We start from the raw sequence: 12,443 nt of genomic DNA on the forward strand, positions 1-12,443 counted from the left end.
GCCGCTGATCCGAGTGATGGGCCAGGGTTCCGGGCCGGGTCCTGATGGCCGGGATGATCTGCGTCCGGCCAGGCCGAGAGACCCGCCTGATCCGCCGAATCCAGAGATACAGGAACCGAACCGGCGAGAAGAAGGGCTTCCGTGCCCGCGAGTTCGCGGACCTGCTGACCTCTGCCCGCCGGCAGCTCGGCGAAGTCCCGCTGATCGTGGTGTGGGACGACGCCAGCACCCACCGCGCCAAGCCCTTGAGGGAGTTCTGCGAGCAACAGCGACTGGCTGACCATCGTCAGCTTCCGCCGTACGCGCCGACCGCAACCCCGACGAAGGCGTCTGGGCCCACCTGAAGAAGTCCCTGCCCGACCTTCGCGCCCCGGACGATCGAAGACCTCGGCCCGGCCCGGACTTCTGCTCTGCACGGCCGGACGGGTGCGCCCGACTCGTGACGCTTCAGGACCCGCCCGGCACCGCGACATCGTGGCCGGTCCCCGCCCCTCTACCCCGCCTGGTGCCGCCCGATCGGCGGGAGCGGGCGGGGCAGTGGGGGCGGTCGTCCGCGCGTGGCGGCGCGGGGAGGGCGGTGAGCCCGCCGGACGCACGCCGACCGCGCCCGCGAGGTACCGCTCGTGGGATCGTGGATGTGCTCCGTGTGCGCATCGAACGAAAGGGTGGGACACCGTGCCCGACTCCAACGCCCTGGAGCTGATTCACCTCGCGGACGAGGAGCAGAGCGTCTCCCTGCGCATCGTCGAGGGAATGAGCTTCTCCGGCTCCGACCGGTACGACGCTCTCCGTGGCGAGATCGTGATCGGCACCGGGTTCGTCAGCGGCCGCGTCGAGCTGTACGTCAACGCCTTCGACCTCGACAGCTGGGCCGAGGTGCTGGACTCCGTCGACGCCGGGCGGAAGGCGACCTGGCTGGAGAGCGGACGCTCCCCGCGGATCATGATCGACTGCACGGAGGAGACCGAGAGCGGGTACACGGAGGTGAGCGTCTACGACGTCACCGGCTCGCAGGTCTTCGTCACGGTGCCCGTGGAGACGCCGCCCGACTGGACCGCTCGCCATCGCCGGCTGCTCGCCGAGGTCAGGGACCGCTTCCCTTTGGAGTCGTGAGACGGAGAGGCCGGGGAAAGACGGAGAGGCCGGGGAAGGGCTGAGCCCTTCCCCGGCCTCCCGTGTCCGACCGGCGTCGGCTGCTTCCCCGTCGGCGTGTTCTTCACGACCATCGAGTCGTTCGTTCCCTGGTTGCCGATCGCGTACAGCCTGGTCTGGTACGGGATCACGGAGTCTCCGTCGTAGAGCGGCACCGAGAGGCAGTACACCCGTTCGCCGCCCGAGATGCGTTTGGCGATGCGGTCCTCTCGTGGCGACGGACGTGCCGGCGTCGACCGGCTCTACCGGCTTCGTCGGGCGACCCAGCGCGTCGAACGTCCGTGTGGCCGTGTGGCCCAGCGCGTCCGTGACCGCGGTCGGGTTGCCGTCCTCGTCGTATGCCGTGGACCCGGGGCGCACCACCGTGCCCGCGCCGTCCTCGTCGCTGCTGCAGGTCACCCGGCCGGCCAGGTCGTACGTCGTGCGGGTGGTGCGGCCCTGGGGGATCGTCACCGAGGCGCGAGCGCGGGGCGGTCGGCGGCGAGCGGACCTCCGTTCCGCCGGGGAAGCGTCACTCCGAGAACGACGGGGAAGCGTGACACCGGGAACGAGAGAACGTGCAAGGAAGCGTCACACCGGGAACGAGAGGGAGGCCCCGCCCCCCTCCTTCACCAGCTCCACGGCGGCCTGGTGGACCGCCCTGCCCGTGGCCTCGTCGTCCGCGTCCACCGGGCTGCCCTGCAACGCGTACCACTCGGTGGCGCCGGTGTGCTGCACGGTCACCTGTGCCTGTCCTTCGGTCCACATCGTGTGCACCGTCAGGTCACCGGTGATCGGGCCCCCCTCGGTGGTCATGACGCCGCCCGAGCCGGCGACGATCCCCTGGGTGGTCCAGGTCGCAAAGGTGTCCATGGCCCGCCTCCGCAACGGTGTCGAAATCGGAAGTGCAGTCGAAACATGCAGATGGGTGTTCTCCATGGTCCCCGCAATCCCGGCCGAACACCCGTAGGCGCGCTCCAGCCCACCTGGCCGGCGCTCCGACGCCCGCGCCCCGCACTCTCCCGCGGGCTCGGCCGGACGCCCCATGGCCCCGGCCCCCTCCCGGGCAGCACGGAACCCGGGCAGCACGGAACCCGGGAGCGCGGAACCCGGGCAGCACGGAACCCAGGAGCGCGTAACCAAGGAGCACGGAACCCGGGAAGCGCGGAACGGCCCTGTGGTGGATTCGTCGGACCGCTCTCCCCCTCCCCCGCTCAACGGGCCGGGTCACCCCCCATCATGCGGAGCATCCGGGCGCCCCCGGTCCGCACGAAGCGCACCACGAAGGCGGCCGCCAGCAGCAGGAAGGCGATGTTGAGCCAGGTCGTGTAGTCCCAGCGGACGCCCCCTTCGGGGAGCTTCGCCCGCGCCTGGTCGGGAACGAGCCCGAGGGCACCGAAGACGAACTCGACTGCGTACGCGGCCAGGACGATGGCCGCGTAGAAGGTCCAGAGGATGAACAGCGCCATCCGCGGCCCGTAGTACTTCCGGTAGATGTTGAGGATCGGCACGATCAGCAGGTCGGCGAAGATGAAGGCGATCACGCCGCCGAAGCTGATGCCGCCCTTCCACAGGACCACCGCGAGCGGGACGTTGCCGATGGAGCAGACGAACGAGGCGATGGCGACGAGCGGGCCGATCAGCGGCCCCCACAGCTTTGCAGCCAGCGGGTGCCCTTCGAAGAAGAAAGCGCCCCAGAACGAGTCCGGCACCCAGGCCCCGACGGCGCCGGCGATCAGCAGGCCCAGCACGAGATCGCGCAGGATCGCCGCCCACTCCATGACGAACACCTGGGACATGGCGGTGAAACCCGCCCCGGACAGCAGTCGGCGCCAGAAGGAGCCCCCGTCCGGGATGGACATGTCCATGGACGCGTGTCCCTCCATGGAGCCGGCCACCCCCCGCGCGGCCTGCTCGCGGGCTTCCGCCACCAGCCGGCCGCGCAGGAGTCGCCGGTAGAGCACGGCCAGCACGACGATCATGATCGGCCCGCCCACGAACTCCGCGACGGTGAACTGCCAGCCCATCAGCAACGCCAGGATGACCCCCAGCTCCACGACGAGGTTGGTCGAGGCGATCTCGAAGGCCATCGCCGCCGTGAAGTTCGCCCCCTTGCGGAACAGGGAGCGGGCCAGCGCCACGGCCGCGTACGAACAGGACGACGACGCCATGCCGAGGCCCGCCGCGGTGGCCAGGCTACGGGGGCCGTCGTCACCGAGCAGGTTCACCACGGTCGCCTTGTGGACCACGGCCTGGACCACGGCGGAGAGGGTGAAGCCGAGGATCAGGGCCCACGTGATCTCCCAGGTCATGGCCCCGGTCAGGGCCAGTGCGTGCAGTACGGCGTCGAGCGCGGCATCCATCCGCCCAGCCTGCTGGCCGGGCACGCCCGGACGGCCTGCGGACACGGCCGCGGGCCGCGTACCCGCCCCGGATGGCGGGGACCGCCCGTCCGCGCCCCGCGGGCGGGCCCCGCTCCGGGCCACGGGCGAGTCCCCTCCAGCTCCGTGGCCGAACGTGACCGCCCCCACCGCGCGCCGGCGGGAGGACGCCACGCGCCGGCCGGAGGACGCCACGTGCCGGCCGGAGGACGCCACGTGCCAGCCGGACGACGCCGCGTGCCGGCGGGAGGACTCCGCGTGCCGGCACCAGGACGTCACGTACCGGAGGGAGGAACGGCGCGCCCCCGTCCCGCCGCCTACGATGTGACCGCCGAGTAGCCCGTCCGCCGGAGGAACCCATGGCAGCTGCCGCCCCCAAGCCGGAGACCCTCGCCGCCTTCGAGGCCGCGAAGGGCTTCATGCCCGTACGCGAGGGGCTCGCCCTGTACGGGGCGGCCGTGGAGGCCGGGGCACTCGGCCTGCCGCTCCTGGAGGTCGGGACGTACTGCGGGCGGTCCACGGTCCTGCTGGCCGACGCCGCCCGCGAGGCCGGAACCGTGGCCGTCACCGTCGACCACCATCGGGGCAGCGAGGAGCAGCAGCCCGGCTGGGACTACCACGATCCGGAAGTCGTGGACCCGGAGGTGGGGCGGATGGACACCCTGCCCACCTTCCGCCGCACTCTCCACAAGGCGGGCCTGGAGGACCATGTGATCGCGATCGTGGGCCGGTCGCCCCAGGTGGCGAAGGTGTGGGGCCGGGAGGTGGGGCTGGTCTTCGTCGACGGCGGACACACCGACGAGCACGCCACCCACGACTACGAGGGCTGGGCCCCGCACGTCGCCGAGGGCGGACTGTTGGTGATCCACGACGTCTTCCCCGACCCGGTCGACGAATGGACCGGTCAGGCCCCGTACCGCATCTACCTCAGGGCGCTCGCCTCGGGCGCCTTCGCCGAGGTCTCGGCGACGGATTCGCTGCGCGTCCTGCGGCGCACGGGAGCGGGAATCTGAGCCGGGGCCCGGACATCCCCTAGCATCGCGACGTGCCGTACGTCGAGAACCAGCCGCCGTTGCCCCGCCGCCGCCCGGTCCGCGGCGGTACCGTCCTCGCCGCCGCCGCGCTGGCGGCAGCCGGCCTGGCCGGATGCGGCGGGGAGGGCGGCTCGCCGCCCGCCGACGCCCGGCCCGGCGCCGCGGGCGGCTCCGGTGCCGCCTCGGCGGCGCCCGGGACGGCGCCGGCGGGAAGCCCCGCCGCGTCCGCAACGGCCCGGTCCCCGCAGCCGTCGGGGAGCCCGCGGCCGTCGGGAGCCGGTACGGGCCCCCTCGCCGGGAAGGTCGTCGTCGTCGACCCCGGGCACAACCCGGGCAACGTCCGGCACCCGAACGAGATCAACAAGCTCGTGGACGTCGGAACCCACCGCAAGGAATGCGACACCACGGGCACGTCCACCAATGACGGCTACAGCGAAGCCGAATTCACCCTCGATGTCTCACACCGTCTTCGCACGCTGCTGGAAAGGCAGGGCGCAACGGTGCGATTCACCCAGGACGCCGACCGGCCGTTCGGGCCGTGCGTGGACGAACGTGCGCGCTTCGGGAACGGGTCCGCGGCGGACGCGGTGGTCTCCGTCCACGCGGACGGCTCGGCGGAGGGAAACCGCGGCTTCCACGTCATCCTGCCGGCCCTGGTGAAGAAGGGCGGTGCCGACACCACGAACATCGTCGGACCGTCGCGCGAGCTGGGCGAACGCATCGCTGGGAACTTCGTGCGCGCCACGGGTGGCGCGCCCTCCAACTACGTCGGCAAAGGCACCGGATTGGACGTGCGCGAGGACCTCGGCGGGCTGAACCTCTCCACCGTTCCGAAAGTGTTCATCGAATGCGGCAACATGCGTGACTCCAAGGACAAGGCCCTGCTGACGAGTTCGCAGTGGAGGCAGAAGGCGGCGCAGGGAATCGCGGACGGCATCAGCACCTATCTGCTGGGGTAGAACCGGCAGGCGCTAGATTCTTCTCCGGCCCGGGGATCCGGGGCTGTTCCCCGGAGGCCGCAGCACATCCGTACGATGGGGTCCACCCCCGAGCCTCACGCCGTGCACCGCTGACCGGCGGCACCGACGACCGCCCGACGACACGCAACCGACGAAGGACCAACACGTGAACATCCGCTCCCTCACTCGAGGTGATGGCGTGGTGATCGGAGCAGCGGTGGTGCTGTTCATCGCCTCGTTCCTCAATGTCGTCTCGTACGACACACGCATCAGCCTCGACCCTCCGAACGCCTGGAAGTCCCTCAACACCGCTCTCGGTGTGTACATGGTGGGCGTCGTGGGCGCGGCACTCGTCGTCGTCGCCCGCGGCCTGCAGCAGCCGCGCAAGGTCGCAGGCATCGACCTCGCCCAGTTCGGCGTCGCGGCCACGATCTTCACCGTCTGGAACCTCTTCTGGACGGTCGTGGACCTCGGCGACGGCGTGTCCGTGGGCGCCGGCCTCATCCTCGGACTGATTTCCGCCCTGGTCCTGGCCGGCGGCGCGGTCGCCACACCGCTCGTCCCGGCCCTCATGTCGCCCCTGATGCCCGCACCGCAGCCGCAGGCGCCGCAGCCCTACGGCGGGCAGCCGCAGGGAGGTTACGGCTACCCGGGGGCGCAGCAGCCCTACGGCGGGCAGATGGCCCAGACGCAGGCGTTCGGCGCCCAGCCGCAGCAGACCCCGCAGCCGGCCAGTCCGGCGCAGGGCGCCCCGGCGCCGGCCGCGGACTTCTCGCCGTTCTGGTTCGCCGTTCCGGTGGCCCGCCCGCTGTACGCGGAGGACGGTTCGCCGACTCCCGTGGCCGAGCTCGCGCCCGGCACCTGGTACCTCGCGGTCGAGCAGCGCGGTGCCGCACTGGTGGCGCAGACGCAGGACGGTCGCCGCGGCGTCCTTCAGGACACCAGCGGCATCCAGCGCGGCTGACGCACCGCGCGCGGACGCTCCCGCCGGCCCCTCGCCCTTCCGGGCGGGGGGCCTTTGCCGTACAGTCGCCCCGCGACGTTGACTGACTGATCGTCAGAAAGGATACGGGGCATGCGGCTCGGACTCGCACTGGGCTATTGGGGACGCGGCCCGAACCCCACCCACGTCGACCTCGCGGTCGAGGCCGAGCGGCTCGGCTACGACTCCGTCTGGACCGCCGAGGCCTGGGGGTCCGACGCCTTCACCCCCCTGACGTGGATCGCCGCACGCACGTCGACGATCCGGCTGGGAACGGCGGTGGCGCAGATGGCCGCCCGTACGCCCACGGCCACCGCGATGCACGCGCTCACCCTCGACCACCTTTCCGGCGGCCGGGTGCTGCTCGGCCTCGGTCTGTCGGGACCGCAGGTGGTCGAGGGGTGGTACGGACGGCCGTTCCCGAGCAGCCCGTTGACCGCCACCCGGGAGTACGTCGACGTCATCCGCCAGGTCCTGCGCCGCGAGGGGCCGGTGGAGCTCGACGGTCGTTTCCACGGCCACCCGTACACCGGAGCGGACGGGACCGGGCTCGGCAAGGCGCTCAAACCGATCACCCACCCGCTGCGCCCCGGACTGCCCGTGCTGCTCGGGGCCGAGGGTCCGAAGAACATCGAGCAGACCACCAGGATCGCCGACGGCTGGCTCCCGCTGTACTGGTCGCCGCTGCGGACCGACGTGTACCGGCCGTCGCTTGAGCGGGTCCCCCAGGACTTCATGATCGCGCCGATGGCGCGGGCGGCCGTCTGCGACGACGTCGCCGAAGGGCTGTTGCCGGTCAAGGCGATGCTCGGCTTCTACATCGGCGGGATGGGCCACGCGGCACGCAACTTCCACGCGGACCTGATGGGACGGATGGGCTACGAGGAGGAAGCCCGCCTCATCCAACGGCTGTTCGCCGACGGTCGGCGGGAGGAGGCGGTGCTCGCGGTGCCGGACGCCTTCGCCGACGAGATCTCGCTCGTCGGTCCCCGCGAACGCATTGCCGAACGGCTGGAGTTGTGGCGCAAGGGTCCGGTCACCGATCTGCTGGTGACGGCGCCCGATCGGCACACCCTACGGGTGCTGGCGGAGCTGAACGCCTGAGCTCCGCCCCGGCGAACGGGCCGGGGAACGCGCTTCCAGCGCCAGGGGCCGGGGGCCGGGACACCTGCTTCCGCCTCCGCCCGGCGGCCGTGTGGAGGGTGAGCCGGCGAGGACGCCGACCGTCCCGTCGAGCGAGGCGAGCCCTCGCAGCGGCCGGCGTCCGCCCGTGCCCCGCACCCCTCCGGGACGGCACGGGCGGGTTTCGTTCACCGAGGAACGGCAAACCGACGTCCATGTCCCTTCGTCAACGCAGTGGAAGCAACCAGGCGGCGACGATCATCGTCGTCATCGCCGACGTCATGGCCGTGATACTCGGCCTGTGGATCCTGATGTACGTCCTGGACGCCAACCGCGCCAACGCCCTGGTGTCCTTCGTCCAGGACACGGCCCGCTGGCTGGCCGGCTGGTCGTACGACCTGTTCACCTTCGACGAGGCGTGGGCGCGGGTCGTGGCCGGCTACGGTCTCGCCGCGGTCGTGTACCTCTTCGTCGGACACGCCGTGGCCGGCCGTCTGCGCCGCCGCTGACACCCCCTCCCGGCGGTCCGCTACGGCCGGCAGCACTCCGGCTCGAGCCCGCGCGGCAGCCTCTCCCCTCCGAAGACCGCAGTGGTCGCCTCGTCCCCGCCCAGGGCGGCCACCGCGAGCAGCAGTGAACCGGCCGTCCAGGTCGTGAGTTCCTCCGGCCAGACGGCGCGGTTCCCCTCGAAGACGTATCCGGTCCAGTACATGCCGCCCTCGGCGCGCAGGTGCTGGATCGACTGGAGGATCTCCAACGCCCGGTCGGACTCCCCCATCGCCCAGAGTGCCAGGGCGAGTTCACAGCTCTCGCCGCCCGTCACCCACGGATTGGGCAGCACGCAGCGGACGCCGAGCCCGGCCACCACGAACTCGTCCCACCGTTCCTCGATGCGTGCCTTCGCCTCAGCCCCGGTCAGTGCTCCGCCCAGGACCGGGTAGTACCAGTCCATCGAGTACTGGGACTTGTCCAGGAACCGCTCCGGGTGGTGGCAGATCGCGTGGCCGAGGGCCCCGGCCGCCAACTCCCAGTCCGGCTGCGGCCCGTCGCGCTCCTCGGCGATCGCCAGAGCACAGCGCAGCGCGTGGTAGATCGACGAACTACCGGTCAACAGCGCGTCGTTGACGGCGGCGTTGCCGTCCGCCTCCGCCTCCCGCTTCCAGCCGATCTGGCCGCCCGGCTGCTGCAGTTGCAGCACGAACTCGATCGCCGCGTGGACGGACGGCCACATCCGGTCCAGGAACGCCTCGTCACCGGTGGACAGGTAGTGGTGCCAGACGCCGACCGCGAGGTAGGCGCAGAAGTTGGTCTCGCGGCTCCGGTCGGTGGGCTCGTGGGCGTTGCCGTCGTGGTAGGCGGCGTACCACGAGCCGTCCTCGTTCTGGTGCCGTACCAGCCAGTCGTAGGCGCGCGCGGCGGCGGCGTGCTCGCCCGCGGCGTCCAGTGCCATGGCCGCTTCGGTGTGGTCCCACGGGTCCAGGTGGTGGCCGCGGAACCAGGGGATGGCTCCGTCCTCGCGCTGTACCGCGAGGATCCCGGCGACGGTCGTGGCCGCCTGCTCCGCGGTGAGGACGCCGGGCAGGACGAGGTGTTCGGTGCTTCCCCTGGCCGCTCCGCCGGGGACACCTCCGGTCGACGTCACTTGGCGGTCGCCGCCCGCGGCAGGTGGGGCTTGGTCGCGTACGCCACGAAACTCTTGCCGACGACCGGGTTGAGTGCCTGCTCGGCGACCCGCGTGACCAGCGGCTTCTTCATGATGTCCCAGACCAGCAGCTTGTGGTAGGCGCGGACCGGCAGCGCCTTGTCGTTGTCGACGCCGAACGCGCACTTCAGCCACCAGTACGGCGCGTGCAGGGCGTGCGCGTGGTGGGTGCCGTAGGGCTTCAGACCGGCCTCGCGCATCTTGGCGAGGAGCTCGTCGGCCTTGTAGATGCGGATGTGGCCGCCCTCGACCTCGTGGTACTCGTCCGACAGCGCCCAGCAGATCTTCTCGGGGCCGTAGCGGGGCACGGTGACGGCGATGCGCCCACCGGGCTTGAGCACCCGGACCATCTCGGCGAGGACGCCCTTGTCGTCCGGGATGTGCTCCATCACCTCGGAGATGATCACGACGTCGAACGACTCGTCGGGGAAGGGCAGGTTGAGCGCGTCACCTTCCATGGCGGTGGCCGTGGCGCCCTGCGGAGCCTCCCCTGCGTCCCGCATCGCCGAGAACCACTTGGCGACCTCGCGGATCTCCTCACCGTTCTGGTCGAGCGCCACGACCTGGGCCCCGCGCCGGTAGCACTCGAACGCGTGCCGCCCGGCGCCGCACCCGAGATCGAGCACGCGGTCGCCCGGGGCGAGCGGAAAGCGGGAGAAGTCGACGGTCAGCACGAGGTCTGCCCTTCCGGATGGGTATCGGCGCCCTCACGGAGGGCGCGCCTTGCAATGGCCGCGGAGCGGAGCGGGCCTGTGGCCCTGCTGCCCGCGCGCGCGGACGCGTCGGTGCCGCCGTTCGCGCGCCCGGGGCACAGCGCGCCCGCCCGGGCGGAGGGGCCGGGGCGGCGCGCTCGGCCCGGGTGGGCCGGGGCGGTCATCGGGCACCGCCCGCCGCCGCGCGGGCGGCGATCGCCTCCCGGTACAGGTCGGCCGTGCCCTGGGCGGCGCGGGCCCAGGTGAAGCGGGTCAGCACGCGGTCGCGGCCCGCCTCGCCGATGCGCCGGCGCAGCGGGGGGTCGCCCAGCAGTCGGCCGAGCGCCGCGGCGAGCGCTCCCGCGTCGCCCGGCGGGACGGCCAGACAGGTGTCACCGTCCGGGCCCGCGACCTCCGGAATGGCTCCGCCGGTCGTGGCGACGAGCGGCGTGCCGGTCGCCATCGCCTCGGCAGCGGGCAGCGAGAAGCCCTCGTACAGCGACGGCACGCACGCCACCTGTGCACTGCGCACGAGGTCGACGAGCTCCGCGTCGGAGATGCCCTTCACGAACTCGACCGCGCCCGACAGCGCGTGCCGCTCGATCAGCCGGGCCACCGGACCGTCCTCGGCGCGCTTGCCGACCACGACGAGGTGCGCGTCGGGGCGCTCGGCGCGCAGCGTGGCGAGTGCCTCGATCAGGTGGACGAGGCCCTTGAGCGGGACGTCGGCACTGGACGTCGTCACGATCCGGCCCGGCACCTCGGCGACGGAGGGGTCCGGCGAGAACAGGTCCGTGTCGGCGCCGATGTGCACCACCTCCACCCGCTCCGGCTGAACACCGAGGTGCTCGACGATCTCCTGCTGCGAGGAGCCGGAGACGGTCAGCACGGACGGAAGCCGCCGCGCGACCCGCTTCTGCATGCGGGTGAAGCCGTACCAGCGGCGGACCGAGGCACGCCGCGTCCAACCGTCCGCGGCGTCGAGGTCCAGCTGCCGGTCGACGGTGATCGGGTGGTGGATGGTGGTGACGAGCGGTGCGCCGAGGTCGCCGAGCAGCCCGTACCCGAGGGTCTGGTTGTCGTGGACGACGTCGAACTCCCCGCGTCGCGCGGCCAGGTGGCGGCGCGCCCGCAGCGAGAAGGTGAGCGGCTCCGGGAAGCCCCCGGTCCACATCGTGGCGACTTCGAGCCCGTCGATCCAGTCGCGGTACTCGTCGAGCTTCGGGGTCCGGAAGGGGTCGGCCTGCCGGTAGAGGTCGAGGCTCGGTAGCTCGGTGAGCGTGACGCCCTCGTCGAGGACGGGGTACGGCTGGGCGCCGATGACCTCGACGCTGTGCCCGAGACGGGCCAGTTCGCGCGACAGGTGCCGTACGTACACGCCCTGGCCGCCGCAGAACGGGTTGCCCTTGTAGGTGAGGAGAGCGATGCGCAGGGGACGGTCAGCGCTGCCCGAGGCGCCCGGACGGGGCCCGGCAGCTATGGCCTCAGCGGTCACTCACAGCCCCTTCCTCACTCCACATTTCGCCGGAGCGTAACCGCTGGCGCTAATCTAGAACAAGTTTCACACTTGATCGTTCTTGATCGCTCAAGGACCACCGAATCTACCGGCAGGTAGCGCGGCTGTAATGCCTGCACCAGGTGATTCACGCCACGCACGCGACCCTGTCATGCTGGGCCTGCAGGAACTCTGGGGAACGGGAGACATGACCGCGGAAGCCAAGGCAGCAGTTCCGGCCTCCCCGCCCCTGACGGAGCGCCAGGAGGCGCGGCGCCGACGCATCCTGCACGCCAGCGCCCAGCTGGCCAGCAGGGGCGGTTTCGACGCCGTACAGATGCGCGAGGTGGCCGAGGCGGCCGAGGTGGCCCTCGGCACGCTGTACCGCTACTTCCCCTCGAAGGTCCACCTGCTGGTGGCCACCATGCAGGACCAGCTCCAGCACATGCACACGAACCTGCGCAAGCGCCCTCCGGCCGGGGACAGCGCGGCCGAACGGGTGGCGGAAACGCTGATGCGGGCGTTCCGCGCGCTCCAACGCGAGCCGCACCTGGCGGACGCCATGGTCCGGGCTCTCACCTTCGCGGACCGCAGCGTCAGCCCCGAGGTCGACACGGTCTCGCGCCAGACGACGGCGATCATCCTGGACGCCATGGGGCTGGACCGTCCGACACCCCAGCAACTGTCCGCCGTCCGGGTCATCGAGCACACGTGGCACTCGGCACTGATCACCTGGCTCTCGGGGCGCGCCTCGATCGCCCAGGTGAAGATCGACATCGAGACGGTCTGCCGTCTGATCGACCTCACCGGCGGGGATCAGCAGGGGACGTAGCGCCCGACGGCGCCGCGCGCCCGGGGAGGGGCGCGACGCACCACCCGCACCCGGCCCCCGCTCCGGCGGCGCCCGGTCTGCGGCGCGCCCCGGAAGCACGCCGGGCGCGCTGC

General features: G+C 71.9%; 13 protein-coding genes and 1 pseudogene. 8 read left to right on the forward strand and 6 right to left on the reverse strand.

Translation table 11 applies throughout. The features are described from left to right. Positions 1-53: 53 nt before the first annotated feature. Positions 54-344, forward strand: a complete 291-nt coding sequence (locus tag ACFXOM_RS28775) for a hypothetical protein (RefSeq protein ID WP_385040163.1) — start codon at positions 54-56, stop codon at positions 342-344. Positions 345-675: 331 nt separating this feature from the next. Continuing rightward, entirely contained in the window at positions 676-1,113 is a 438-nt protein-coding gene (locus ACFXOM_RS28780) for a DUF5959 family protein (protein ID WP_384947268.1), read from the forward strand. Between the two features lie 300 nt (positions 1,114-1,413). On the opposite strand, the pseudogene ACFXOM_RS28785 reads toward ACFXOM_RS28780, so the two are convergent. The 3 genes and pseudogenes from ACFXOM_RS28785 to ACFXOM_RS28795 all read right to left on the reverse strand — a co-directional run. Then, positions 1,414-1,605 (reverse strand): annotated as a pseudogene (locus ACFXOM_RS28785) (hypothetical protein); the annotation flags it as partial. 117 nt (positions 1,606-1,722) lie between these two features. Next, positions 1,723-2,004 (reverse strand): hypothetical protein, encoded by a 282-nt coding sequence (locus tag ACFXOM_RS28790; RefSeq protein WP_384942227.1) that lies wholly within the window; start codon positions 2,002-2,004, stop codon positions 1,723-1,725. Between the two features lie 341 nt (positions 2,005-2,345). Beyond that, positions 2,346-3,494 (reverse strand): permease, encoded by a 1,149-nt coding sequence (locus ACFXOM_RS28795; RefSeq protein ID WP_385040166.1) that lies wholly within the window; start codon positions 3,492-3,494, stop codon positions 2,346-2,348. A 377-nt stretch (positions 3,495-3,871) separates the two neighbouring features. On the opposite strand from ACFXOM_RS28795, the gene ACFXOM_RS28800 reads away from it, so the two are divergent. From ACFXOM_RS28800 to ACFXOM_RS28820, 5 genes are all read left to right on the forward strand, one after another. Then, positions 3,872-4,525, forward strand: a complete 654-nt coding sequence (locus ACFXOM_RS28800; RefSeq protein WP_385040169.1) for a class I SAM-dependent methyltransferase — start codon at positions 3,872-3,874, stop codon at positions 4,523-4,525. 32 nt (positions 4,526-4,557) lie between these two features. Beyond that, complete coding sequence (locus tag ACFXOM_RS28805; protein ID WP_385040172.1) at positions 4,558-5,505, forward strand: N-acetylmuramoyl-L-alanine amidase; 948 nt, start codon at positions 4,558-4,560, stop codon at positions 5,503-5,505. A 166-nt stretch (positions 5,506-5,671) separates the two neighbouring features. Then, complete coding sequence (locus tag ACFXOM_RS28810) at positions 5,672-6,469, forward strand: hypothetical protein (RefSeq protein ID WP_385040175.1); 798 nt, start codon at positions 5,672-5,674, stop codon at positions 6,467-6,469. Between the two features lie 111 nt (positions 6,470-6,580). After that, on the forward strand, positions 6,581-7,591 hold the full coding sequence (locus tag ACFXOM_RS28815) for an LLM class F420-dependent oxidoreductase (protein WP_385040177.1): 1,011 nt from the start codon (positions 6,581-6,583) through the stop codon (positions 7,589-7,591). Positions 7,592-7,824: 233 nt separating this feature from the next. Further along, positions 7,825-8,118: a hypothetical protein gene (locus tag ACFXOM_RS28820; protein WP_384942239.1), complete on the forward strand. Its 294-nt coding sequence runs from the start codon at positions 7,825-7,827 to the stop codon at positions 8,116-8,118. A gap of 20 nt (positions 8,119-8,138) precedes the next feature. Here the strand turns inward: ACFXOM_RS28820 and ACFXOM_RS28825 are convergent, their stop codons facing one another. The 3 genes from ACFXOM_RS28825 to ACFXOM_RS28835 all read right to left on the reverse strand — a co-directional run bounded on the left by ACFXOM_RS28825 (position 8,139) and on the right by ACFXOM_RS28835 (position 11,498). Continuing rightward, a complete protein-coding gene (locus ACFXOM_RS28825; RefSeq protein ID WP_384942241.1) occupies positions 8,139-9,251 on the reverse strand; it encodes a prenyltransferase in 1,113 nt (370 codons plus the stop codon). Beyond that, positions 9,248-9,985: a class I SAM-dependent methyltransferase gene (locus tag ACFXOM_RS28830; protein ID WP_384942243.1), complete on the reverse strand. Its 738-nt coding sequence runs from the start codon at positions 9,983-9,985 to the stop codon at positions 9,248-9,250. Before ACFXOM_RS28830 ends, ACFXOM_RS28825 begins: the two co-directional genes overlap by 4 nt. A 199-nt stretch (positions 9,986-10,184) precedes the next feature. Beyond that, positions 10,185-11,498, reverse strand: a complete 1,314-nt coding sequence (locus ACFXOM_RS28835) for a glycosyltransferase family 4 protein (RefSeq protein ID WP_384942245.1) — start codon at positions 11,496-11,498, stop codon at positions 10,185-10,187. A 208-nt stretch (positions 11,499-11,706) separates the two neighbouring features. Here ACFXOM_RS28835 and ACFXOM_RS28840 point away from each other — a divergent pair, with 208 nt between their 5' ends. Then, positions 11,707-12,330 (forward strand): TetR family transcriptional regulator, encoded by a 624-nt coding sequence (locus ACFXOM_RS28840; RefSeq protein ID WP_384942246.1) that lies wholly within the window; start codon positions 11,707-11,709, stop codon positions 12,328-12,330. Positions 12,331-12,443: the final 113 nt, after the last annotated feature.

This window comes from Streptomyces sp. NPDC059169, from assembly GCF_042755225.1.
Taxonomy (GTDB): domain Bacteria; phylum Actinomycetota; class Actinomycetes; order Streptomycetales; family Streptomycetaceae; genus Streptomyces.

Excerpts from the sequence above, each read along its gene's own strand:
- ACFXOM_RS28775 (WP_385040163.1), top strand. The coding sequence starts at position 54 with ATGATCTGCGTCCGGCCAGGCCGAGAGACCCGCCTGATCCGCCGAATC.
- ACFXOM_RS28790 (WP_384942227.1), bottom strand. The coding sequence starts at position 2,004 with ATGGACACCTTTGCGACCTGGACCACCCAGGGGATCGTCGCCGGCTCG.
- ACFXOM_RS28795 (WP_385040166.1), bottom strand. The coding sequence starts at position 3,494 with ATGGATGCCGCGCTCGACGCCGTACTGCACGCACTGGCCCTGACCGGG.
- ACFXOM_RS28800 (WP_385040169.1), top strand. The coding sequence starts at position 3,872 with ATGGCAGCTGCCGCCCCCAAGCCGGAGACCCTCGCCGCCTTCGAGGCC.
- ACFXOM_RS28815 (WP_385040177.1), top strand. The coding sequence starts at position 6,581 with ATGCGGCTCGGACTCGCACTGGGCTATTGGGGACGCGGCCCGAACCCC.
- ACFXOM_RS28820 (WP_384942239.1), top strand. The coding sequence starts at position 7,825 with ATGTCCCTTCGTCAACGCAGTGGAAGCAACCAGGCGGCGACGATCATC.
- ACFXOM_RS28840 (WP_384942246.1), top strand. The coding sequence starts at position 11,707 with ATGACCGCGGAAGCCAAGGCAGCAGTTCCGGCCTCCCCGCCCCTGACG.